Here is a 21,882-nt window from a genome sequence, read left to right as displayed (position 1 = left end):
CCCACAGGGGGAATCACCATCAATCAATGAAATGGATGTTGTGGGCTGTCGATTGCCCTGACCCCATGCCGGCGCCACAGCTCACCATACCCCTGCACCAAAAACCCGCCACTGCGCGCCAGCCATTGCTCGCGCCGCGCCCGATAAGCCTTGGGCAAGTCATACCAGGGCAGGCTCGGCAAGTCGTGATGCACCAGGTGCAGGTTGTTGTTCAGGAACAGCCAGCTCCACGGCCACGATGCTTCATTGAGCACGGTACGTTGTTCGGGTTGGGCGTTGGGGCGGTGTTCATAGTAGGAGCGAATCATCGCAATCGACAGCGCCGGCACGCTGATCAACAGCACGTAATGCCACACCGGCAACGCGCTGTAGCGGGCGATGAAGGTCAGCATCAACACGGTGAGCGCGCCGTGGGTCAGCCACATCAGCCAGGCCTGGCGCTCACCCGCGCGCAGGCGTCGCAGCTCTTTGCGGGCCAGGGCTTGCAACGCCATGGGCGCGCCTACCGTGACGCGCCCGAGCACGGTTTTGTTCAGCCGGTGCAGGGCCTGTTTGAACACGGAGCTGCGTTGCCAGTGCCTGGCGGTGAGGTAACGGCTTTCCGGGTCGCGGCCGGGGACGGTCAGGTCTTCGTCGTGGTGATGCAGCAAATGGCTGTTGCGATAGAGGGTGTAGGGAAACCACACTGCAAACGGTGCGTAACCGAGGAATTTGTTCAGCGCCAGCCAGCGGGTGGGATGCCCGTGAAGCAATTCGTGCTGCACCGATAACCAGAGCACCACCAACGGAATCAGCAACATCGTGCTCCACCAAATACCCAACCGCCCACTGGCCAGGATAAGGCTGAACCAGCCGACGTACACACCGATCAGCAGCAACCAGGTCGGCCACTCGGTACGAGCGGTCAGGCGTTGGCGCAGGGTTTCGATTTCTGCTCGATGGGCGGCGTCGAAGTAATGGGACATGGCTTTGCTCAGAACGGGACTTGTCCCTCTCTGTGCAACGACGCGGGGAAATCTTGCAGATTATTTTTTGTTTAATGATCGTTCCCACGCTCTGCGTGGGAATGCAGCCCGTGACGCTCCGCGTCACTGGACGCGGAGCGTCCCCAGAGGCATTCCCACGCGGAGCGTGGGAACGATCAGGGCGGGATCAATGACCGAACACATCCACCTTCTTGGCCTTCTTGTCCGCGCGCTTTTCATCGGCGGTTTTTGCCGGTTTTTTCTTTGCCGCTTTTTTTGAATCCATGCCTTTGGCCATGATACGTACTCCACTCATACGGGATGTGAAGTCAGGTATACACCTATCGCGCCGCTCGCGTTCTTTTATAATCGCCCGCCTGACCCATCGACAGCTCAAGCCCATGCCAGACACCCAATACGCTTTACTCGACGAGCCGCTGTGGCCGTTGATGAACAAGTTTTACCGCGCTCACCAATCGCCGATGAAAGCGGTGCGCGATGCACAGTTGTGGGTGGCCCGGCGCGGGGAAATTGTCGCGGCGTTGTGTTTGCGGCCGGTTGCGGGCGGGTATTGGTTGACGGGGTTGTTTGTGGACCCGGCGTGCCGTGAACAAGGCATCGCCGCCGCATTGATCGCCGAAGCCGTCAAGGGCCTCGACAGCCCGGTCTGGTTGTACTGTCACCCGGATCTGCGCGGTTTTTACGAACGTCGCGGCTTTAGCTTCGACCCGCAGATGCCCTACGCCATGGCCGAGCGCTTGAGCCGTTACGCCCGCAGCAAACCGATGATCGCCATGGGCTTAGAACCGTTGGTGAGGTCGTCCAACGATAATGTGTGATCGACCGCCAATCGCTGCGTGCTAGCCTCGGGGTCGACTTCGACTTCACCAGGACGCTCCATGAAACCTGCTCTCATCGCGTTGACCCTCACCGCTCTGCTCACCCCTGTTCTGGCCCAGGCCGCCGACACCAAACCCGTCTCCGCCGCGCAATACGCCGAGGTGCTCAAGGGCACCTGGCGGGCGCCGCAGAACGTGGTGCGCGACGTCTACCGGCATCCGCAACAGACTCTGCAATTCTTCGGTTTGCGACCGAACCAGACCGTGATCGAAATCACCCCCGGCAGCGGTTGGTACAGCGAATTGCTGGCGCCGCTGCTCAAGGAGCACGGCACTTACATTGCCGCCGTGCAGGCGCCGACGGTCAGTGACTACGCGCGCAAGAACGAAGAAACCCTCAAGGCCAAATTCGCCACCGCCCCGGCGCAATACGCCAAGGCCCAAGTGGTCGAGTTCGACCCCAAGGCCCCGGTACTTGGCAAACCCGGTTCCGCCGACACCGTGCTGACCTTCCGCAACGTGCACAACTGGGTGCTGGCGGACACAGCGCCGCTGATGTTCGAGTCGTTCTTCAAGGTGTTGAAACCGGGCGGTGTGCTCGGCGTGGTGGATCACCGGGCCAAGGACGACGCATCGCTGGACGAGATCAAGCACAGCGGCTACCTGCCCACCGCGTACGTGGTGAAACTGGCGACAGATGCGGGGTTCAAGCTTGAGGAGAAAAGCGAGATCAACGCCAATCCGAAGGACACCAAGGACTACCCCGAAGGCGTGTGGACCTTGCCGCCGGCGTTGACGTTGGGGGAGAAGGACAAGGCCAAGTATGTGGCGATTGGTGAGTCGGACCGGATGACGTTGCGGTTCGTAAAACCTGCGAAGTGAAGATCTGACAGCCACCAAAAATCAACTGTGGGAGCGGGCTTGCTCGCGAAGGCGGTGTGTCATTCGACATCAATGTGTCTGATACGACGCCTTCGCGAGCAAGCCCGCTCCCACATTGGGTTTTGGGGTGGAATTGGGTTAGTCGTCGGCGTTGGGATCGAGATCCGGAAACATCACTTCGGTAAACCCGAACTTGGTGAAGTCCGTAATCCGCGACGGGTACAACCGGCCGATCAGGTGATCGCATTCATGCTGCACCACCCGCGCATGAAACCCTGAGGCAATCCGTGTAATCGGCTGACCCTTCGGATCAAAACCTTCATAACGAATGTGCTGATACCGATCCACCGCGCCGCGCAAACCCGGCACCGACAGGCAGCCTTCGAAGCCCTCTTCCAGGGTCGGGCTCAATGGCGTAATCAGCGGGTTGATCAGAATCGTCTGCGGCACGGCCTCAGCGTCGGGATAACGTTCGCTGTGCTCGAAGCCGAAGATCACCAGTTGCAGGTCCACACCGATTTGCGGTGCGGCCAGGCCAACGCCGCCGACGCTTTCCATGGTCTGGAACATGTCGTCGATCAGTTGCCACAATTCGGGGCTGTCGAACATTTCGGCGGGCACGGGCGGCGCGATGCGCAGCAGGCGTTCATCGCCCATTTTCAGGATTTCACGGATCATGTTCAGGCTTCGTCAGTGTTCGGCTTGAGCGAGTGGTCCCGTCCCAGTCCCGATACGTGGTGTTTGGTTTCGTGGTCGTGCTCGCCGGGGACCTTTTCGCCAGGGTCCTTGCCTTCGGTCGACATGTGCTCGATCACCGCATTCATCTCCGCGCCGAGCAACAGCACCGCGGCGGAAATGTAGAAGTACAGCAACAGCACGATGATCGCGCCGATACTGCCATACATGGCGTTGTAGTTGGTGAAGGTCTTGACGTAAAACGCGAAACCCAACGACGCAATGATCCACACCACCACCGCCAGCACCGAGCCCGGGGTGATGAAGCGAAACTCCTGGCGCACGTCGGGCATGACGTAATAGATCAACGCCACCGCCACCATCATCAGAATCACGATCACCGGCCAGCGCGCGATGGTCCAGACCGTGACGATGAAGTCTTCGAGGCCGACCTGCGCGGCAATCCAGCCCATCACTTGGGGCCCGAGCACCATCAGCGCGGCAGCGGCCAGCAGCATGCCGGCAATGCCGATGGTGTAGAAAATCGACAGCGGAAAACGCTTCCACACCGGCCGGCCTTCGACTACGTCGTAGGCGGCGTTCATCGCGCTCATCATCAGCCGCACGCCGGCCGACGCGGTGTACAGGGCGATGACGATACCGATCGAGAGCAAACCACCCTTGGACTGCTGAAGCTGATCGATCACCGGGTTCACTTGTTCCAGGGCCTGGGGCGGCAACACCAGTTCCGATTGCAGGCGCAGCCAGGAGAAGAAGTCCGGCAGGTGCAGGAAACCGATCAGGGCAATCAGGAACAGGATGAAGGGGAACAGCGAGAACAGCATTTGATAGGCCAACGCCGAGGCATAGGTCGACATCTCGTCATCGATGAACTCGGTGACCGTGCGCACCATCACGCGATGGATGGGCAGACCTTTCATGTTCGGGAAAATCATTAGCGTCTCCTTTCGCCGCAAAAGGGTTGAAGTCGGGCGACTCAGGGGCCGTTTTCTACATCAAAGTAGCCTACTTGGCGACTTTGAAACAATTTCGTTATTTAACCGGTATGGCTGACAGAAAAACGGCCATCCGCGGATGGCCGTTTCAGTGTGCCTGAAGGGGCGGACACGTCAGGACTTATCGACCGCTTTCTTGACCGCGTCCTTGGCTTTACCCACGGCTTGCTGGGCTTCGCCTTTCTTTTCCTGCACTTTGCCTTCTACTTCCAGTTTGGTGTTGTCAGTGGCCTTGCCGACGCCTTGCTTGACGTTGCCGACCGCTTCGTTTGCCATGCCTTTAACTTTATCGCCAGTGCTGCTCATGGTGTTTCTCCTGTGAACAATTCAACGGGGAAAGTCGTTACACAAAGATTGACCGGAGGCGTTTGCGGGGAGTTTCATTTATTTTCACTGCGACATTTCATCGCCGATTAAAGGTTGGGCTTTATGTTTGCCGTCCAACCCCCGAGAATGCGCAACGTATTCAGGCCATGGCGCTGAAGATCCAATCCCGTAGGAATGTTATGAAACTCGATAAAAAGCAGGCCATTGCCCGCAGAAACCAGGAACTCGGCGGTGCTGTGCTTGGCGTCAACAACTGCCATTTCACCGAATTGAACCGCAACCGCAACATCTGGTGGTTCGACATCCCGGTGGCGCGCCTGGCCGTTGGTCAGTACGAGTGGGTTCACCTGCTGATGCACACGCCGGACACCGACGAACTGCTGCACCTGAAAGTGCCAACGGTGTTCCTGCGGGAAAAACTCGAAGGCCTGGTGGTGCGCAACGAAGGCAAGCGCAAAGCGGCCCTGAGCCTGGAATTGAGCGCCGACAAGGACTCGTACCTGCAGGACATGCGCCCGGCGGGCACCAACGTCAACTTCGCGCCGTTCCGCCTCTAAGTCGATCGTTCCCACGCTCTGCGTGGGAATGCCTCAATGGACGCTCTGCGTCCGCTTCTGGGACGCGGAGCGTCCCGGGCTGCATTCCCACGCAGAGCGTGGGAACGATCACAAAACAACAAAAAGCCCCGCATCGCTGCGGGGCTTTTGTGTTTCAAGCGGGGCTTATTTCTTCACGCCCAGCTTCTTCAGCTCTTCGTCGCGCAATTCGCGGCGCAGGATCTTGCCGACGTTGGTGGTCGGCAGCGCATCGCGGAATTCCACGGAACGCGGGACTTTGTAGCCGGTGACGTTGGCGCGCATGTGCTCCATCACCTGTTCCTTGGTCAGGGTCACGCCCGGCTTGGCGACGATGAAGATCTTGATCGCCTCGCCCGACTTCTCGTCCGGTACGCCAATGGCCGCGCATTGCAGCACGCCCGGCAGGGTCGCGAGCACGTCTTCGAGTTCGTTCGGGTACACGTTGAAACCGGAGACCAGGATCATGTCTTTCTTGCGATCGACAATGCGCATGTAGCCATCCGGCTGGATCAGCGCGATGTCACCGGTCTTCAACCAGCCTTCGCTGTCGAGCATTTCATCGGTGGCATCCTGGCGCTGCCAGTAACCCTTCATGACTTGCGGACCTTTCACGCACAACTCACCGATTTCGCCCAGCGGCTGTTCAACGCCGGCATCGTCGATGACTTTGCACAGAGTTGAAGGCACCGGAATCCCGATGGTGCCGATCTGGATGTGCTGGATCGGGTTGACCGTGGCCACCGGGCTGGTTTCGGTCATGCCGTAACCTTCGCAGATGCCGCAACCGGTGACCGCTTTCCAGCGCTCGGCCGCGGCCAGTTGCAGGGCCATGCCGCCGGACAGGGTGACTTTCAGCGCCGAGAAATCCAGCTTGCGGAACGCTTCGTTGTTGCACAGCGCCACGAACAGCGTGTTCAGGCCCACAAAACCGCTGAACTTCCACTTCGACAGTTCCTTGACCATCGCGGTCAGGTCGCGCGGGTTGCTGATCAGGATGTTGTGGTTGCCGATCAGCATCATCGCCATGCAATGAAAGGTGAAGGCATAGATGTGGTACAGCGGCAGCGGCGTGATCAGGATCTCGCAACCTTCATTGAGGTTGGAACCCATCAGCGCCTTGCACTGCAGCATGTTGGCGACCAGGTTGCGGTGGGTCAGCATCGCACCCTTGGCCACGCCGGTGGTGCCGCCGGTGTATTGCAGCACCGCGACATCGCCGCTGTCCGGGTTTGCTTCTGCCACGGGTTGGCCATGGCCCTTGCTCAGCACGTCGTTGAACTTGACGGCCTTGGGCAAGTGATACGCCGGGACCATCTTCTTCACATACTTGATGACGCTGTTGATCAGCAGGCGCTTGAGCGGTGGCAGCAGGTCGGCCACTTCAGTGACGATCACGTGCTTGACGCCGGTTTTCGGCACGACGGTCTGGGCCAGGTGAGCCATGTTGGCCAGGCAGACCAGGGCTTTGGCACCGGAGTCGTTGAATTGGTGTTCCATTTCCCGCGCGGTGTACAGCGGGTTGGTGTTGACCACGATCAGCCCGGCGCGGATCGCACCGAAGACGGCCACCGGGTACTGCAACACGTTTGGCAACTGCACGGCGATTCGATCACCGGGCTGCAAGTCGGTATGCTGCTGCAGGTAAGCGGCAAAGGCACCGGACAATTCGTACAGTTCACCGTAGGTGATTGTCTTGCCCAGGTTGCTGAATGCCGGTTTGTTGGCGAAGCGTTGGCAGGACTGCTTCAACACTGCCTGAATATTCGGATACTCGTCTGGATTGATCTCGGCAGCAATCCCGGCAGGGTACTTATCCTTCCAAAAGTCTTCGATCATGGAAGCCCACTCCTCAGCAACGCGAATTCATCACCGCATTTGATGCGATTATTATTGGTGTGTGTTTTTTATTGGTGAGTCTGGCTTTTATATAGGCCGAGAAGTCACAAAAGCGCGCCGAGAGTAGCAGCTTTGCCAAGGGCCGACTAGAGCCAAAAGCGGCCTCTACAGTCACTTCGATGACTCAAGAATAGCAAGCAGTCATTTTAGAGCAAAGATTCTATACACCCCTGAAAGCCCCTGAATTCGGGGGCTTATCCAAAAAAATCGCGAGCACGCTCGCTCCCACAGAATCACCGACAACCCTGTGGGAGCGAGCTTGCTCGCGATCGCGCGAAGCGCGGCCATTCAACCGTTACGCGATATCCCGCAACTCCCGCCGCAGAATCTTGCCCACCGGCGTCATCGGCAACGACTCACGCAACACAATGTGCTTGGGCACTTTGTACGCGGTGAAGTTTTCCTTGCAGTAGGCCTTCAACTCTTCAAGGCTGACCCCGGATTCCCGGGCAACCACAAACAACTTCACCGCCTCGCCCGAACGCTCGTCCGGCACGCCGATCACCGCGCAATTGGCGACTTTCGGGTGAGCCATGACCACGTCTTCGATTTCGTTGGGGTACACGTTGAAACCCGAGACGATGATCATGTCTTTCTTACGATCGACGATACGCACGAAACCGTCCGGGTCGATGACTCCGATATCGCCCGATTTGAACCAGCCCTCGGCATCCAGCACTTCGGCGGTGGCTTCGGGTTTGTTCCAGTAGCCCTTCATGATCTGCGGGCCCTTGATGCACAACTCGCCCCGCTCGCCCAACGCTTGCTCGACGCCTTCGTCATTGATGACTTTCAGCGTGGTGCCCGGCACCGGCAGGCCGACCGTGCCGATCCGCGACTTGTCGCCATAAGGGTTGGTGCAAGCCACCGGCGAGGTTTCGGTCAGGCCGTAGCCTTCGGTGATGCGGCAACCGGTGAGCTGCTCCCAGCGTTCGGCGGTGGCCTTGACCAGCGCTGTGCCGCCGGAGTTGGTCAGCTTGAGGCTGGAGAAGTCCAGGGTCTTGAAGTCCGGGTGATCCATCAGCGCGACGAACAGCGTGTTGAGCCCCAGCAACGCCGAGAACCGCCAGTTCTTCAGCTCCTTGATAAAGCCCTTGATGTCCCGCGGATTGGTGATCAGCACGTTGTGGTTGCCGGTCACCATCATGCACATGCAGTTCGCCGTGAACGCATAGATATGGTAGAGCGGCAGCGGCGCGACCATCACTTCCTGGCCTTCGCGCAGCAATGGCTGGCCGTCGCTGCCGAACTGGCCCAGACACGCCCGCGCTTGTTGCATGTTCGCCACCAGGTTGCCGTGAGTCAGCATCGCGCCCTTGGCCAGGCCGGTGGTGCCGCCGGTGTATTGCAGCACTGCGATGTCGTCGAGGCCGACCTTCAGCGGCTTGATACCCAGGCCCCGGCCCAGGCGCAGTGCGCTCTTGAAGGAAATCGCCTGGGGCAAGGCATAGTCCGGGACCATTTTCTTGACCTTGCTCACCATCGTATTGACCAGCCAGCCCTTGGCGGTGGGCATCAGGTCGCCCATCTTCGCTTCGATCAGATACTGGATGTCGGTGTCGGCCAGCACTTCCTGGACCTTGGCCCCGAACATGTTCAGGTACACCAGCGCCCGGGCACCGGAATCCTTGAACTGATGACGCATTTCCCGCGGGGTATACAGCGGGTTGGTGTTGACCACGATCAGCCCGGCGCGCAATGCGCCGAACACGGCAATCGGGTAATGCAGGACGTTGGGCATCTGCACCGCGATGCGATCCCCCGGCGCGAGGTCGGTGTGGGCTTGCAGGTAACCGGCGAACGCGGCGCTGTAGCGTTCAAGCTCGGCGTAGGTCAGGGTCACGCCCATGTTGCTGAAGGCCGGGCGATCCGCGAATTTCTTGCAGGAACGCTCGAACACCTCGATCACCGACTTGTAGGCCCCAAGATCGATGTCCAGGGGCACGCCGGCCGGGCGTTTGTCATTCCAGAAATCAGGTTGCATTGTTCTTGTCCTCTTTACCTGAATCACCTTGGCCACTTCTGTCATTTCTGTAGAACGAAACGCGAAAAGCGGAGCTTCACGGACACTAGCAGTTATGGCGAATCAGGCAAATACGGCCAACAGCGTCATAGATCGTGTGAATCTTCCTAGGGTGGCGTGGGCTGATCAGACGGCAAGCGTGGGATGCGCTATACAATGCAACCACATCGTGCAAAGGAATCGCCATGATCCACGACACTTTCTGGCTGACCGCGAGTGATCACAGCCGCCTCTTCGTCAACCAATGGCTGCCCGCCCCGCCTTTGAAAGCCTTGATTTTGCTGGCGCATGGCATGGCCGAGCACAGCGGTCGCTACGCCCGGCTTGCGGAAAAACTCTGCGAACAAGGCTACGGCGTGTATGCGCCGGACTTGCGTGGACATGGCAAAACTGCCGATAACGGCACACTCGGGCATTTCGCCGATGACGATGGCTGGTGCAAGGTTGTCGGCGATCTCGCCAGCCTCAACCAGTACATCGGCCAGCAACACCCCGGCATGCCGATCATATTGTTGGGCCACAGCATGGGCAGCTACATCGCCCAGGCCTATCTGCTGCACCACAGCGCCAGCCTGCACGGGGCGATTCTCAGTGGTTCGAACTTCCAGCCCGTGGCGCTTTATCGCGCGGCGCGGCAGATTGCCCGGCTTGAACGGCTGCGTCAGGGACCGAAGGGACGCAGCGCGCTGATCGAGTTCCTGTCATTCGGCTCGTTCAACAAGGCATTCAAGCCTGCGCGCACAAAGTTCGACTGGCTGAGCCGCGACCCGGCGGAGGTCGATCTGTACGCCAACGACCCGCTTTGCGGCTTCCGCTGCACCAATCAACTGTGGATCGACTTGCTCGGCGGCTTGCAGCAAATCAGCAAAGCGTCCAATCTCGCCCAAGTCGATCCGGGCCTGCCCTTGCTGGTCATGGGCGGCGAATGTGATCCGGTGAGTGAAGGCAAGCGTCTGAAAGATCTGGCCCATGCGCTACGCACGGCCGGCAGCCAGAACCTGCAATTGAATATTTACCCGCAGGCTCGTCACGAACTGTTCAATGAGAGCAACCGCGATGAAGTGACCGCCGACGTACTGAACTGGATCGCCCAGGCGCTGAGCCACCGCCGCCCGGCCAGAACCGAATAGTTTTTTTTGTGGATTTTTTTATTCGTCACAGGAATTGAGACAGATGACCCAGGTTACCAACACCCCTTACGAAGCCCTTGAAGTCGGCCAGACCGCCAGTTACAGCAAGACTGTGGAAGAGCGCGATATTCAGCTGTTCGCCGCGATGTCCGGCGACCACAACCCGGTGCACCTGGACGCTGAATTCGCTGCCGGCACCATGTTCAAGGAGCGTATCGCCCACGGTATGTTCAGCGGCGCGCTGATCAGTGCCGCCGTGGCGTGCGAGTTGCCTGGGCCGGGCACCATTTATATCGGTCAGCAGATGAGCTTCCAGAAACCGGTGAAAATCGGCGACACCCTGACCGTGCGTCTGGAAATTCTCGAGAAGCTGCCGAAGTTTCGTGTGCGGATTGCCACTCGCGTGTTCAACCAGCGTGATGAGTTGGTCGTGGATGGCGAGGCGGAGATTCTGGCGCCGCGTAAGCAGCAGACGGTGACGTTGCCTGTGTTGCCAGCGATTAGCATCGGCTGATGCTCCTTCGGAGCCATTCGCGAGCAAGCCCGCTCCCACATCGAATCTCGTGAACACAAACTCTGTGTCCGCTGACGATCTGATGTGGGAGCGGGCTTGCTCGCGAATGGCCTCACCTCGAACTTCTGCCTGGCAGTGAATCCCGGGCACAAAAAAACGCCAGTCAGACTGGCGTTTTTTGTTACCGCGACGAGCGCTTAAGAGCGAGCACGCGCCTGGTTACGCAGGGCTTTCACCTGGTCGTGGTTGCGTTGCACGCCGTGGTACTGACGTTCAACCAGGTCACGAATGCCTACCAGGTTGTGCTTGGTGATTTTTTCCAGCGCTTCCTTGTAGGCTTTCAGCGCGTGGTCTTCACCGCGTTCAGCTTCGTTCAGCACGGCTTCTTCATCTTTGCCGGTGAACATCGCTTTCACGTCGACCCAGCGACGGTGCAGATCACCGCTGACGCTGGTGGAAGTTTCCGGATCGCCGCCCAGGGAACGGACTGCAGACTGAAGCTCGGCAGCGGCGGTGGCGCAATCGGCAGAACGGGTCACAAACAGCGTTTTCAGTTCTGGATGCTTGATGTCTTCAGCGCAGGTCTTGAACCCTTCCTGACCGTCTTTGCTGGTTTCGATCAGGTCGTTGAGTACAGAGATGGCTTCTTTATTCACGTCGGTCATTTTCAATTCCTCGCGGGTTGATGAGAGATGCAATAACTATTGCAGCCTGCATGCCAGCTTTGAATTGAGAATTTACTCCTTATTTTTCAACAAGTTAGTTTTATAGCCAATATCTGTATCCGCTTTATTTGCATGATCTGTCATTTGGCCTGCATGCAGAATGCCTGTATTTTCGAGGCTGTTTGAATCAAGACGACTGGCTGATGAATCCTGAAAAGCTCGAACTGCTGATTACCCGCGAAATGCCCTTCGGCAAATACAAGGGCCGCATCATTGCCGACTTGCCCGGCCAGTACCTGAACTGGTTCGCCCGGGAAGGTTTCCCCCACGGCGAACTGGGCGGTTTGCTCGCGCTGATGCAGGAAATCGACCACAACGGTTTATCGGAACTGCTCGAACCGCTGCGCGCCAAACATGGCAAACCTGCGCCCCGCCACTGAATTGACTGAGTAGCCCATGCCCGAAAACACCCGCCGCGCCCGTGATGAAACTTTCTGGCAGACCTTTGCCGATCGTTACTCTGTCGAACCTGGCCCCATCAATCTGGAGAACGGTTATTTCGGGCGCATGTCGCGCACGGTGGTCGAGGAATACCAGCGCAATATCGAGCTGATCAACCGCAGCAACTCGGTGCATGTGCGCCAACGCTTCGAACAGGTCGAAAGCCTGGATATTCGTGCCCAACTCGCCGAGATGATGGGCGTGCGCGCGCAATCCGTCGCCCTCACCCGCAACGCCTCGGATGGCCTGCAAGCGCTGATCCGCAACTACAACCGCTTGCTGCCCGGCGATCAGGTGCTGCTGTGCGATCTGGAGTACGACACGGTCAAGGGCGCCATGCGCTGGCTGGCCCGTCATCGTGGCGTGGAAGTGATCGAAATCGACCACCAGCACCCGGCCACTTACGACAGTTTGCTCGCCAGCTACCGCGAAGCCTTCGTGCGTTATCCACGCCTCAAGCTGATGGCCCTGACCCACGTCACCCACCGCTCCGGGCTGGTGATGCCGGTGCAGGCGATTGCCGCGCTCGCCAAGGAACACGGCGTCGATGTGATCCTCGACGGCGCCCATGCCCTGGGCCAGATCGATTTCAACCTGGAAACGTTGGGCATTGCCTTCGCCGGCTACAACCTGCACAAATGGATCGGCGCTCCGCTGACCCTGGGTTTCATTTACATCGCGCCGCAACGCCTGGCCGATATCGACCCGGACATGGGCGAGATGCATTTCCCGATCAACGACATTCGTTCCCGCACGCCCTACAGCACGCCGAACATTCCAGCGCTGATGACCTTGCCACTGGTGTTCGAGGAACATCTGTCCATGGGCGGTTCCGCCGCCAAGGGCGCACGGCTCAATTACCTGCGTAACCGCTGGGTCAACGCCGTGCGCGACCTGCCGGGCATCGAAGTCATGACCCCGGACGATCCCCGCCTCTATTGCGGCATCACCTCGTTGCGCTTTACCCGCCACGCAGATCAGCACGTGATGGTCGAGCGGCTGCTCAGCGACTACAACCTGTTCACCGTGGCCCGCAGCGGTGCGTCGTTCGGGCCGTGCATCCGCATTACGCCAGGGCTGACCACCACCGCCGCAGACATGGACTTGCTGGTCCGGGCACTGACCGAGCTGCGCTGACTCACACGGTGTACTTGTCGAAGTCCTCGGGCTTGATCTGGGTCGACACCGCAAAGGTGTCGATGCCGATGGTCATGTGTCCGAAGAAGCCGTCCTCCGTGGTGTCGCGACCGATGCTGTGAACGGTCAGGGTCGACGCTTCGCCGCCCATGCTCTCGTAGTAATGGTCCTGACTGTTGCTCAGCGTTGCCACGGTGCGCCCGGTGTATTCCCTGGCGCTAAGCACTGACCTGGAGGCGACTTCAGGGAAATTCAGCTGCCCGACCCAGGCGACATGCCGCTCTTCCAGATAATTGTTGCCGCCGGTGATGCGCACCGCCACATGGATGTGCAGTGCACGCCCGGCGTAGAAGCCCGGATAGATCGTGGTAAACCGCACCATGCCCTTGCTGTCGCTGAATTGCCCGCCGCGCAGGTAGGTGTCGTCATCGGTACGGGCAATCGCGCCAATGTCACCGGTAGCGACTTCAAGATCCGGATTGATCCGGCTCCAGCCCGAATACGCGCCCCGGGCGTTGCAATGCCAGATATCCACCAGCGCACCGCTGACCGGTTCGCCGGTCATGGCATCGACAATCGCCAGGCGCAACACCAGGGGAATGCCGTCCTGGCCTTCGCTGATGTTTCTGCGGATGAGTTTCGGGTTGCGGAAATAAGGGCCGGCGATTTGCTCCGGGGAGAGCAGGCAGACGGTTTCGCGGGGAACAGCAGAGGTGTAATCCATGAGGTTCTCTCTTCCATAAGATGATTCAAGGATAGAGAGAGAAGCCGGGCGGGATGCGGTAACTATGTATCGGGGAGTGTTTTTATGTGGAATCGTCGCACCGCCGCTCCCACAAGGGGTTTATTTCAGGCAAAAAAAAACGGTGCACCGACCAAGCGCACCGTAAAGCCGTAGAACACACAACGAAGTGTCAGGTAACAATCAGTCCAGCAGCGCCAGGGCCTCGGCAGTGCATTCCTGAATGCGGGCCCAGTCGCCGTTCTTGATCCACTCCGGATCAAGCATCCAGCTACCGCCCACGCACATCACGTTTTTCAACGCCATGTAGCTTTTGATATTGGCCGGGCTCACGCCGCCAGTCGGACAGAATTTCACTTCGCCGAACGGACCGCCCAACGCCTTGATCGCCGCAACGCCGCCGCTGACTTCCGCCGGGAACAGCTTGAAGCGGCGATAGCCCAGGCCATAGCCTTCCATGATGCCGGAGGCATTGCTGATGCCGGGCAACAGCGGGATCGGGCTGTCGACACTGGCTTCAAGCAGGTCACGGGTAATGCCCGGGGTGACGATGAACTGCGAACCGGCCCTTTCGGCGGCGGCGAGCATGCTGCGATCAAGCACAGTGCCGGCACCGGTCACCAGTTCCGGACGCTGCTCGCGCAGGATCTGGATGGCTTTGAGGCCGAACTGCGAACGCAGGGTCACTTCCAGGGCTGTCAGGCCACCGGCGGCCAGGGCGTCGGCCAGTGGCAGCACGTCCTGTTCGCGAGCGATGGTGATCACCGGCAAAATCCGCGCCTTGGCGCAGAGGCTGTCGATCAGGGCAACTTTGTCCGCCATGGAAACGGTCGGGGATGTGTTTGTCATAGCGGCTGATCCTTGGCTCATGGGCACCAGTAAATCTCTAACGTAGGTTGCAGAAACGCGCGAATCGGCATGGCGGCGACATCGTCACCGGCCAATGCGGCACTCAAAGTAGTCAGCTTGGACTGACCGGAAATCGATAGAACGGTGTTCTTCGCCGACGCCAACAGCGCACGGCTCATAGTCAGGCGCTGATGCGGCACGGTCGGCGCCAGCATCGGGTAGCAACGGCGTGTGCCGTCGGCTTTCAAGGCATCGGCCAGGTTCGGGCTGTTCGGGAACAGCGAGGCGGTGTGACCGTCATCGCCCATGCCCAAAATCAGCACGTCGATTGGCGGCAACTCTGCCAACAGGCGATCAGCCTGCTCAGCCGCCAGCTCAAGGTTGGCGGTGGCGCTGTACAGGCTCAGGAACTGCGCCTTGGCCGCCGGGCCTTGCAACAAATAACGCTTGAGCAAACCGGCATTGCTGTCGGCGTGTTCCACCGGCACCCAGCGCTCGTCAGCCAGGGTCACGACGACCTTGGACCAGTCCAGCGTCTGCTTGGCCAGGTGCTGGAAGAACGCCACCGGACTGCGGCCGCCGGAAACCACCAGCGTCGCCGTGCCGCGTGCGTCGATGGCCTCGCTAAGTTGCTTGGCCACATTCAGCGCCAGGCCTTCGGCCAACAGCACCGGGCTCTTGAACTCATGGGCGCTGACGCCCTGAGGCAGTTTCAATTCAGATATCGCCATACCACGACCTCCCGTCCCGCGTGATCAGTGCAATGGAGCTCATTGGTCCCCAGGACCCGGCCGCGTACGGCTTGGGCGCATCACCGGATTTTTTCCACCCGGCGATCAACTGGTCACACCACTTCCACGCGGCTTCGATTTCATCTTTACGGACAAACAGGTTCTGATTGCCCCGCATTACTTCCAGCAACAACCGCTCGTAGGCATCGGGAATCCGTGCGCTGCGCCAGGTGTCGGAAAAATTCAACTGCAACGGACCGCTGCGCAGCTGCATGCCCTTGTCCAGGCCTTGTTCTTTGGTCATCACGCGCAGGGAGATGCCTTCGTCCGGTTGCAGGCGGATAATCAGCTTGTTGCTGATTTGCAGGCGCTGCTCCGGCGCGAAGATGTAGTGCGACGGCTCCTTGAAGTGGATGACGATCTGCGACAACTTCTGCGGCATGCGCTTGCCGGTGCGCAGGTAAAACGGCACGCCGGCCCAACGCCAGTTGCGGATATCGGCACGCAGGGCAACGAAGGTTTCGGTGTCGCTCTGGGTGTTGGAATTCGGTTCTTCCAGGTAACCCGGCACCGGTTTGCCTTCGCTGTAGCCGGCGATGTACTGGCCGCGCACCACTTGGGTAGTCAGGCCTTCCGGGCTGATCGGCGCCAGGGCCTTGAGCACTTTGACTTTCTCGTCACGGATGCTGTCGGCGGACAGGTCGGCCGGCGGGTCCATGGCGATCAGGCAGAGCAGTTGCAGCAGGTGATTCTGGATCATGTCCCGCAGCTGGCCGGCCTTGTCGAAGTAGCCCCAGCGGCCTTCGATCCCGACCTTCTCGGCCACGGTGATTTCCACGTGGGAAATGTAATTCTGGTTCCACTGGGTTTCGAACAAGCTGTTGGCGAAACGCAGGGCGATCAGGTTCTGGACGGTTTCTTTGCCCAGATAGTGGTCGATGCGGTAGGTGCGGTTCTCCGGGAAGAACTGCGCCACGGCGTCGTTGACCTTGCGCGAGGATTCCAGGTCTGAACCGATGGGTTTTTCCAGCACCACCCGGGTGTTTTCCGCCAGGCCAACCTTCGACAGGTTCTCGCAGATCGCGCCGTAAACGGCGGCCGGCGTGGCGAAGTAGGCAATCACGCGCTGGGCGCTGCCGGCCTGTTCGGCCAGGGCGACGTAGTCTTCAGACTTGAGGAAGTCGACGTGCAGGTAGCTCAACCGAGCGAGGAAGCGTTCGACCACAGCTTCGTCCAGCTCTTTGGCATCGACATAGCGGCGCAATTCCGAGGCGATGAACGCCAGGTGTTGCTGCTCGCTGCCGGGTTCACGGGCCAGGGCGATGATGCGCGAGTCTTCGTGCAGCAGGCCGGCGCCGTCCAGTTGATAGAGGGCAGGAAACAGCTTGCGCAAGGCCAGGTCGCCGAGGGCGCCGAACAAGGCAAAGGTGCACGGTTCAACCGTAATCGAAGGCATGATGTTTGTTCTTTTATCAAGTTAAGCTACAAATACCTTTTTTCAAGGCATCACTCAAGGGAAAATGTAGTAATAACCACAACATTTTCGCAAAATACAGATTCCGAGTGGTGGTCGGTCGGAGCCATCAGTAGGATAGGCCACCGTTACGGGCCGCATCAAAGGCCCTTTTTGCATAGCAGGGCGCATCTTTGCGCTGCTGACTCAAGGAACATCTATGGACCGCGTGCGAAATTTACTGGAACAAATCCAGAATCGCCTTGAAGACCTGAACAAGGCCGAACGCAAAGTCGCCGAAGTGATCCTGCTCAACCCACAGCAGGCCACCCGGTTCAGCATCGCCGCCCTCGCCCAGGCCTCCAAGGTCAGCGAGCCGACGGTCAACCGTTTCTGCCGTTCATTCGGCGTCAGCGGTTACCCGGAACTGAAATTGCAACTGGCCCAAAGCCTGGCCAGCGGCGCGGCGTATGTCAGCCGTGCGGTGGAGGCCGATGACAATCCAGAAGCCTACACCCAGAAGATCTTCGGCAGTGCCATCGCGTCCCTGGACAGTGCGTGCCAGGCCCTCGACCCGAACCTGATCAGCCGCGCCGTCGATCTGTTGATCCAGGCCCGGCAGATCCACTTCTTCGGCCTCGGCGCCTCGGCCCCGGTGGCGCTGGATGCGCAGCACAAGTTCTTCCGATTCAACCTCGCCGTTACCGCCCATGCCGATGTGCTGATGCAACGGATGATTGCCTCGGTGGCGCACACTGGTGAGTTGTTCGTGATCATTTCCTACACCGGCCGCACTCGCGAACTGGTGGAAGTGGCGCGCATCGCCCGGGAGAACGGCGCTTCGGTGCTCGGTTTGACCGCTGAAGGGTCGCCATTGGCCAAGGCCAGTACCTTGAGCCTGAACATTCCGCTGCCGGAAGACACCGACATCTATATGCCGATGACCTCGCGGATTATTCAGCTGACGGTGCTGGACGTTTTGGCAACCGGCATGACCTTGCGTCGCGGGGTGGATTTCCAGCCGCATTTGCGCAAGATCAAAGAGAGCTTGAATGCGAGTCGGTATCCGGTGGGTGACGAGTTTAATTAACCCGAAATTTTCATTGGCTGTTCCGGCCTCTTCGCGAGCAAGCCCGCTCCCACAGTTGGAATGCATTCCCCTGTGGGAGCGGGCTTGCTCGCGAAAGCGCCAGCCGCAACACCACAGGACTTGAGCTAGACCCCAACCCGCGCCTGCAAACTCAAATGCGCCCGCTCCCCCGGTGCCAGGCTCCGGCTGTCGGTGCCGCCGCTCGCCGCTTCCACGCAGACAAATTCCAACACCTCATTCCAGCTCACCCCCAGCAACGGCCGTGATCCCGGATGCCAGACCACCGTGTCCGCATCATCGCCAGTATCGATACACAATTCCCGCTGCCAAGCGTGGTCCTTGAGCTGCAATTCGCCGTCGTGCTGGAACACCCGCTGACAACCGCCATCGACCCGCAGTTCGCCTTCCTGCTGACACACCTGACGACTCAACTGATCGTAACCCTGCGCTCCATCGAGCCCAGACAGCGCTATCTCACTCACATCACCAATACGCCAATAGGCATGCAACGCTTGGCTCAATTGGCATGGCAGGCTGTCTTGGTGCTCAGTGCTCAGGCGCAAATCCATGCGTTCGCCCAGGTGGGCGTGCAGGTCGACGGTCCAGTCACATAGCTGAAGTTGCCAGTGCAAGCGCACGCCATCGTCTTCCGTGCTGCTGTCGAGCAACTTCCAGTCCAGCAGCCGCGCCCAGCCATGGGACGGCCAGGCGTTTTCGCTCGGGTGACGGCCAAACCACGGCCAGCACACCGGCACGCCGCCACGAATGGCCCCCACGTGCGGCCACTTCGCCGCGCACCACAACCAGGGTTTCTGCCCCGTAGGCTGAAAGTGCAACAACTGCGCGCCCTGGCGACTGAACACCGCCTGGCACAGCGGATGATCGATCACCAGCACGTCGCGCATCTGATAGCGTTCCCACGCAAACACCGGACGTTCGCGCAAGGATTTGAAGAAGCGTTGTAGCGGATGCTCATGCATGTGCCACGGTCCTGAAAATCATGTGTTACCCGGGGTGCGCCGCCCCCAAAAAAAAGCGGATAGCCTTGGCCATCCGCAAATATGCGCACATAGAGAGGAGCTTATCGCAACAACGTTAGAACACCGACTGAATTTTCAGACCGGCGACCAGAGCGTTGTCGACTTCATCCACACCGCCCGGGTGAGTGATGTATTGCAGGTTAGGACGCACGGTCAGCCAGTTGGTAACGTGGAAGCCGTAGTTGATTTCGTAGTTGTATTCGGTGCTGCGCAGTGGCGCGAACAGTGGATCTGCGTAGTCGCTGACACCGTTGGAAGCGTTGATCAGCTCGGCGTTTTTCTTCACGTCGTCGTTGACATGGATACGGGCGGCACCGATACCGACGTCATCTTTTGGACGCGCATCGAACGGGCCTTTGTACACGAACATCAGCGACTGGTAGTTGTCGACGACGTTGGTGTCCTTGTCGTGGAACGTGGCGTTGGCGGCAACGTTCAGACCACGGGAAGAATCACCGTTGTGGCTGGTGAGTTGCTGTTGTGCAACGAACCAGTAGCCGTGCTTGCTGCTGTGGCTGCGATAGGCGTTGCCGCTGGTGGCCGCGTCATCACCGTTGATGTCTTCACGAACGTCATCAGCCTTGGCCGTGCTTTTGTAGTAACCGACACGGTATTCGCCCGGCAGGTTGTTAGGGTTAGGCAACCAGACCAGTTCGACCGGAATGACGGTGCCCGCTGTACCACTGCCGCTGAGTTTGAAGCCGTTGCCGTGTTCCAGTTGCGACGGGTTCTGGTTGTACGCACCGATCTGCGCGTAGAACTCAGGCGAGATGTTGTATTTCACACGCAGTGCAGCCTGGCTGACTGGCCAGTTGTACCAGATGTTGGTAGCCCAGTTACCCACTTGGGAACCGCAGAACGCCAGGTTCTGGAACTCGCACGGGAAGGTGTTGAAGTCTTCGCCTTCGCCGAAGTAACCGGCCTTGACGTCCAGTTTGCCGTCGAGGAACTGGTGTTTGATCCACAACTGGGTCAGACGAACCATGTGGCCACGACCGTAGACTTCTTGCGAAGAACTCAAGGTGCCGGCACGCGGATCGCCGACGCGGTCATTGGAGATGTTTTCGCCGTTACGGTTGGTGAACTGGACCTTGGCCTGGGTGTTATCCCAGCCCAGCAGTTTTTGCAGGTCCAACGCCACGCCCAGACCGAACTGGTCGGCGTAACGTGCAGTCTTGTCGTTGTTGTAGCCACCGTGGAGGTTGCCGCCTACTTCACCGACATAGTCCATCTTGATGTCGATACCCTGCTCGATCAGCTTGGTCCGCTCACCGCCCCAATCACCGGTCATCCACTGGGAATCGGCGCTGAACGCGTCAGCCGCGTGAACGCTACCGGCCATCGTCATCACCGCAACAGCTGACAGTTGGCAGATAAGCTGAGCGTTGTTCTTCTTCTTCATCCCTACATCCTCGTTTTATTGTTATTAACTGTTTTTATCTAACGCGGTTTACATCACGTGCGACGGATGTCCCCATCTGTCGCGGATTTCCCCCTGTGGGAGCGGGCTTGCTCGCGAAGGCGGTGTATCAGTCGACATCAGTGTTGAATGTCAGACCTCTTTCGCGAGCAAGCCCGCTCCCACATTTGATCTTTACCGGCCCTTGAATTGCGCGATGTTGCCGACCGATGCTTCGGTCTTCGGCACACCCGCAACCCCCAGGCGTTCCCCGGTCTTGGCATCGAACAGCAGCACTTTCGACGGATCGAATTGCAGGGTCAGGGTTTCGCCCACGCCCGGCGCAACGTCCGGCGCCAGGCGGCAGCAGACCTTGGTGTCATTCAGGTTGACGAACACCAGGGTGTCGGGACCGGTCGGTTCGGTGACCTGGACTTCGGCACGAATGGTCGGCAAGCCATTCGGCTCGCTGCCCGCCAGTACGATCTGTTCCGGGCGCAGGCCGAGGATCACTTCGCGATCTTCCAGACCGGCGTCCTGCATGCCCATCGGCAATTCGCAACGGGCCTGGCCGCTGTCGAGCAGCGCCACCAGACGACCGTCCTTGCGCTGCAAGCGCAGGGGGATGAAGTTCATCGGCGGCGAACCGATGAAGCTCGCCACGAACAGGTTGGCCGGGTTGTTGTAGATGTCTTTCGGCGTGCCGAATTGCTGGATGATCCCGTCCTTCATCACCGCCACTTTGTCGCCCAGAGTCATCGCTTCGATCTGGTCGTGGGTCACGTAGACCGTGGTGGTTTTCAGGCGCTGGTGCATCAGTTTCATTTCGGTGCGCATCTCGACGCGCAGTTTGGCGTCGAGGTTGGACAGCGGTTCGTCGAACAGGTAAATCTTCGGCCGCCGCGCCAGGGCACGGCCCATGGCCACACGCTGTTGCTGACCACCGGAGAGCTGGCCGGGTTTGCGATTGAGCAAATGTTCGATCTGCAGCAGCTTGGCCACCCGCGCCACTTCCGCTTCGATATCGGCGGCAGGCATTTTGCGGATCTTCAAGCCGAAGGCGATGTTCTCGCGCACACTCATGGTCGGGTACAGCGCGTAGGACTGGAACACCATGGCGATGTCACGGTCTTTCGGGCTCATGCCGCTGACGTCCTGGTCACCGATCATGATCGCGCCGCCGGTGATGGTTTCCAGGCCGGCGATGCAGTTCATGAGGGTGGACTTGCCGCAACCCGAAGGTCCGACCAGGATCAGGAACTCACCGTCCTTGATCGACAGTTCGATGTTCTTGAGGGTGTCCGGCAGGCCGGGGCCATAAGTCTTGTTTACATTGCGAAGTTCGAGCGTAGCCATGATTACCCCTTGACTGCGCCGGCCGTCAGCCCGCGCACGAACTACTAGCCTGCGACCACAACGACAAGCATGTA

The 21,882-nt window shown here is 59.3% G+C and carries 22 protein-coding genes; 8 read left to right on the top strand and 14 right to left on the bottom strand.

What is annotated here, in order from left to right; genetic code table 11:
- Positions 1–23: 23 nt before the first annotated feature.
- Complete coding sequence (locus tag ACIQY3_RS22530; protein WP_403023758.1) at positions 24–965, bottom strand: fatty acid desaturase; 942 nt, start codon at positions 963–965, stop codon at positions 24–26.
- A gap of 401 nt (positions 966–1,366) precedes the next feature.
- Here ACIQY3_RS22530 and ACIQY3_RS22525 point away from each other — a divergent pair, with 401 nt between their 5' ends.
- Entirely contained in the window at positions 1,367–1,804 is a 438-nt protein-coding gene (locus ACIQY3_RS22525; RefSeq protein WP_403023756.1) for a GNAT family N-acetyltransferase, read from the top strand.
- Between the two features lie 60 nt (positions 1,805–1,864).
- Positions 1,865–2,686: a class I SAM-dependent methyltransferase gene (locus ACIQY3_RS22520; RefSeq protein WP_403023754.1), complete on the top strand. Its 822-nt coding sequence runs from the start codon at positions 1,865–1,867 to the stop codon at positions 2,684–2,686.
- A 138-nt stretch (positions 2,687–2,824) separates the two neighbouring features.
- Here ACIQY3_RS22520 and def read toward each other — a convergent pair whose 3' ends face one another.
- The 3 genes from def to ACIQY3_RS22505 all read right to left on the bottom strand — a co-directional run bounded on the left by def (position 2,825) and on the right by ACIQY3_RS22505 (position 4,683).
- Positions 2,825–3,364, bottom strand: coding sequence for a peptide deformylase (gene def, locus ACIQY3_RS22515; protein WP_054044896.1), 540 nt, complete (start codon positions 3,362–3,364; stop codon positions 2,825–2,827).
- Between the two features lie 2 nt (positions 3,365–3,366).
- Complete coding sequence (locus ACIQY3_RS22510; protein WP_403023751.1) at positions 3,367–4,317, bottom strand: YihY/virulence factor BrkB family protein; 951 nt, start codon at positions 4,315–4,317, stop codon at positions 3,367–3,369.
- Positions 4,318–4,491: 174 nt separating this feature from the next.
- Complete coding sequence (locus ACIQY3_RS22505; RefSeq protein WP_054044898.1) at positions 4,492–4,683, bottom strand: CsbD family protein; 192 nt, start codon at positions 4,681–4,683, stop codon at positions 4,492–4,494.
- A 200-nt stretch (positions 4,684–4,883) separates the two neighbouring features.
- Here ACIQY3_RS22505 and ACIQY3_RS22500 point away from each other — a divergent pair, with 200 nt between their 5' ends.
- Positions 4,884–5,261 carry a hypothetical protein gene (locus ACIQY3_RS22500; protein ID WP_046032015.1) on the top strand — a complete coding sequence of 126 codons (378 nt, stop codon included), beginning with the start codon at positions 4,884–4,886 and terminating at the stop codon, positions 5,259–5,261.
- A gap of 165 nt (positions 5,262–5,426) precedes the next feature.
- Here the strand turns inward: ACIQY3_RS22500 and fadD1 are convergent, their stop codons facing one another.
- On the bottom strand, positions 5,427–7,118 hold the full coding sequence (fadD1, locus tag ACIQY3_RS22495; RefSeq protein ID WP_403023748.1) for a long-chain-fatty-acid--CoA ligase FadD1: 1,692 nt from the start codon (positions 7,116–7,118) through the stop codon (positions 5,427–5,429).
- A gap of 355 nt (positions 7,119–7,473) precedes the next feature.
- Positions 7,474–9,162, bottom strand: a complete 1,689-nt coding sequence (gene fadD2, locus ACIQY3_RS22490; protein ID WP_403023745.1) for a long-chain-fatty-acid--CoA ligase FadD2 — start codon at positions 9,160–9,162, stop codon at positions 7,474–7,476.
- A 224-nt stretch (positions 9,163–9,386) separates the two neighbouring features.
- Here fadD2 and ACIQY3_RS22485 point away from each other — a divergent pair, with 224 nt between their 5' ends.
- Together ACIQY3_RS22485 and ACIQY3_RS22480 are read left to right on the top strand one after the other, a co-directional pair.
- On the top strand, positions 9,387–10,331 hold the full coding sequence (locus ACIQY3_RS22485; RefSeq protein ID WP_403023741.1) for a lysophospholipase: 945 nt from the start codon (positions 9,387–9,389) through the stop codon (positions 10,329–10,331).
- 43 nt (positions 10,332–10,374) lie between these two features.
- Positions 10,375–10,845: a MaoC family dehydratase gene (locus ACIQY3_RS22480; protein WP_054044906.1), complete on the top strand. Its 471-nt coding sequence runs from the start codon at positions 10,375–10,377 to the stop codon at positions 10,843–10,845.
- Between the two features lie 197 nt (positions 10,846–11,042).
- On the opposite strand, the gene ACIQY3_RS22475 is transcribed toward ACIQY3_RS22480, so the two are convergent.
- The gene (locus tag ACIQY3_RS22475) at positions 11,043–11,510 is read right to left on the bottom strand and encodes a PA2169 family four-helix-bundle protein (protein ID WP_054044908.1); all 468 of its coding nucleotides are present in this window, start codon (positions 11,508–11,510) and stop codon (positions 11,043–11,045) included.
- Positions 11,511–11,713: 203 nt separating this feature from the next.
- Between ACIQY3_RS22475 and ACIQY3_RS22470 the strand changes: the two genes are divergently transcribed.
- Positions 11,714–11,950, top strand: coding sequence for a DUF3820 family protein (locus ACIQY3_RS22470; protein ID WP_007949456.1), 237 nt, complete (start codon positions 11,714–11,716; stop codon positions 11,948–11,950).
- A 16-nt stretch (positions 11,951–11,966) separates the two neighbouring features.
- The gene (locus ACIQY3_RS22465; protein WP_403023734.1) at positions 11,967–13,148 is read left to right on the top strand and encodes an aminotransferase class V-fold PLP-dependent enzyme; all 1,182 of its coding nucleotides are present in this window, start codon (positions 11,967–11,969) and stop codon (positions 13,146–13,148) included.
- Between the two features lies 1 nt (position 13,149).
- Here the strand turns inward: ACIQY3_RS22465 and ACIQY3_RS22460 are convergent, their stop codons facing one another.
- From ACIQY3_RS22460 to zwf, 4 genes are all read right to left on the bottom strand, one after another.
- Positions 13,150–13,872: an intradiol ring-cleavage dioxygenase gene (locus ACIQY3_RS22460; protein ID WP_403023732.1), complete on the bottom strand. Its 723-nt coding sequence runs from the start codon at positions 13,870–13,872 to the stop codon at positions 13,150–13,152.
- Positions 13,873–14,073: 201 nt separating this feature from the next.
- A complete protein-coding gene (locus ACIQY3_RS22455; RefSeq protein WP_054044913.1) occupies positions 14,074–14,739 on the bottom strand; it encodes a bifunctional 4-hydroxy-2-oxoglutarate aldolase/2-dehydro-3-deoxy-phosphogluconate aldolase in 666 nt (221 codons plus the stop codon).
- A 17-nt stretch (positions 14,740–14,756) separates the two neighbouring features.
- Complete coding sequence (gene pgl / locus ACIQY3_RS22450; protein WP_403023728.1) at positions 14,757–15,470, bottom strand: 6-phosphogluconolactonase; 714 nt, start codon at positions 15,468–15,470, stop codon at positions 14,757–14,759.
- Positions 15,457–16,926: a glucose-6-phosphate dehydrogenase gene (gene zwf / locus ACIQY3_RS22445; RefSeq protein WP_403023725.1), complete on the bottom strand. Its 1,470-nt coding sequence runs from the start codon at positions 16,924–16,926 to the stop codon at positions 15,457–15,459. Before zwf ends, pgl begins: the two co-directional genes overlap by 14 nt.
- A gap of 226 nt (positions 16,927–17,152) precedes the next feature.
- Here zwf and ACIQY3_RS22440 point away from each other — a divergent pair, with 226 nt between their 5' ends.
- Positions 17,153–18,013, top strand: a complete 861-nt coding sequence (locus ACIQY3_RS22440; protein ID WP_177331417.1) for a MurR/RpiR family transcriptional regulator — start codon at positions 17,153–17,155, stop codon at positions 18,011–18,013.
- 125 nt (positions 18,014–18,138) lie between these two features.
- On the opposite strand, the gene ACIQY3_RS22435 is transcribed toward ACIQY3_RS22440, so the two are convergent.
- The 3 genes from ACIQY3_RS22435 to ACIQY3_RS22425 all read right to left on the bottom strand — a co-directional run bounded on the left by ACIQY3_RS22435 (position 18,139) and on the right by ACIQY3_RS22425 (position 21,808).
- Positions 18,139–18,993, bottom strand: a complete 855-nt coding sequence (locus ACIQY3_RS22435; protein WP_403023722.1) for a D-hexose-6-phosphate mutarotase — start codon at positions 18,991–18,993, stop codon at positions 18,139–18,141.
- A gap of 115 nt (positions 18,994–19,108) precedes the next feature.
- Positions 19,109–20,455 (bottom strand): carbohydrate porin, encoded by a 1,347-nt coding sequence (locus tag ACIQY3_RS22430; protein ID WP_403023719.1) that lies wholly within the window; start codon positions 20,453–20,455, stop codon positions 19,109–19,111.
- A gap of 192 nt (positions 20,456–20,647) precedes the next feature.
- On the bottom strand, positions 20,648–21,808 hold the full coding sequence (locus tag ACIQY3_RS22425) for an ABC transporter ATP-binding protein (protein ID WP_403023716.1): 1,161 nt from the start codon (positions 21,806–21,808) through the stop codon (positions 20,648–20,650).
- Positions 21,809–21,882: the final 74 nt, after the last annotated feature.

Source organism: Pseudomonas sp. NPDC096950 (assembly GCF_044762525.1).
Lineage (GTDB): Bacteria > Pseudomonadota > Gammaproteobacteria > Pseudomonadales > Pseudomonadaceae > Aquipseudomonas.
Note: the sequence above shows the minus strand (reverse complement) of the source record. Positions and strands in the feature narration are given on the sequence as shown.

Bases quoted from the DNA above. Each gene is read 5' to 3' on its own strand.
- ACIQY3_RS22530 (WP_403023758.1), bottom strand. From the start codon at position 965: ATGTCCCATTACTTCGACGCCGCCCATCGAGCAGAAATCGAAACCCTG.
- ACIQY3_RS22525 (WP_403023756.1), top strand. From the start codon at position 1,367: ATGCCAGACACCCAATACGCTTTACTCGACGAGCCGCTGTGGCCGTTG.
- ACIQY3_RS22520 (WP_403023754.1), top strand. From the start codon at position 1,865: ATGAAACCTGCTCTCATCGCGTTGACCCTCACCGCTCTGCTCACCCCT.
- def (WP_054044896.1), bottom strand. From the start codon at position 3,364: ATGATCCGTGAAATCCTGAAAATGGGCGATGAACGCCTGCTGCGCATC.
- ACIQY3_RS22510 (WP_403023751.1), bottom strand. From the start codon at position 4,317: ATGATTTTCCCGAACATGAAAGGTCTGCCCATCCATCGCGTGATGGTG.
- ACIQY3_RS22505 (WP_054044898.1), bottom strand. From the start codon at position 4,683: ATGAGCAGCACTGGCGATAAAGTTAAAGGCATGGCAAACGAAGCGGTC.
- ACIQY3_RS22500 (WP_046032015.1), top strand. From the start codon at position 4,884: ATGAAACTCGATAAAAAGCAGGCCATTGCCCGCAGAAACCAGGAACTC.
- fadD1 (WP_403023748.1), bottom strand. From the start codon at position 7,118: ATGATCGAAGACTTTTGGAAGGATAAGTACCCTGCCGGGATTGCTGCC.
- fadD2 (WP_403023745.1), bottom strand. From the start codon at position 9,162: ATGCAACCTGATTTCTGGAATGACAAACGCCCGGCCGGCGTGCCCCTG.
- ACIQY3_RS22485 (WP_403023741.1), top strand. From the start codon at position 9,387: ATGATCCACGACACTTTCTGGCTGACCGCGAGTGATCACAGCCGCCTC.
- ACIQY3_RS22480 (WP_054044906.1), top strand. From the start codon at position 10,375: ATGACCCAGGTTACCAACACCCCTTACGAAGCCCTTGAAGTCGGCCAG.
- ACIQY3_RS22475 (WP_054044908.1), bottom strand. From the start codon at position 11,510: ATGACCGACGTGAATAAAGAAGCCATCTCTGTACTCAACGACCTGATC.
- ACIQY3_RS22470 (WP_007949456.1), top strand. From the start codon at position 11,714: ATGAATCCTGAAAAGCTCGAACTGCTGATTACCCGCGAAATGCCCTTC.
- ACIQY3_RS22465 (WP_403023734.1), top strand. From the start codon at position 11,967: ATGCCCGAAAACACCCGCCGCGCCCGTGATGAAACTTTCTGGCAGACC.
- ACIQY3_RS22460 (WP_403023732.1), bottom strand. From the start codon at position 13,872: ATGGATTACACCTCTGCTGTTCCCCGCGAAACCGTCTGCCTGCTCTCC.
- ACIQY3_RS22455 (WP_054044913.1), bottom strand. From the start codon at position 14,739: ATGACAAACACATCCCCGACCGTTTCCATGGCGGACAAAGTTGCCCTG.
- pgl (WP_403023728.1), bottom strand. From the start codon at position 15,470: ATGGCGATATCTGAATTGAAACTGCCTCAGGGCGTCAGCGCCCATGAG.
- zwf (WP_403023725.1), bottom strand. From the start codon at position 16,926: ATGCCTTCGATTACGGTTGAACCGTGCACCTTTGCCTTGTTCGGCGCC.
- ACIQY3_RS22435 (WP_403023722.1), bottom strand. From the start codon at position 18,993: ATGCATGAGCATCCGCTACAACGCTTCTTCAAATCCTTGCGCGAACGT.
- ACIQY3_RS22430 (WP_403023719.1), bottom strand. From the start codon at position 20,455: ATGAAGAAGAAGAACAACGCTCAGCTTATCTGCCAACTGTCAGCTGTT.
- ACIQY3_RS22425 (WP_403023716.1), bottom strand. From the start codon at position 21,808: ATGGCTACGCTCGAACTTCGCAATGTAAACAAGACTTATGGCCCCGGC.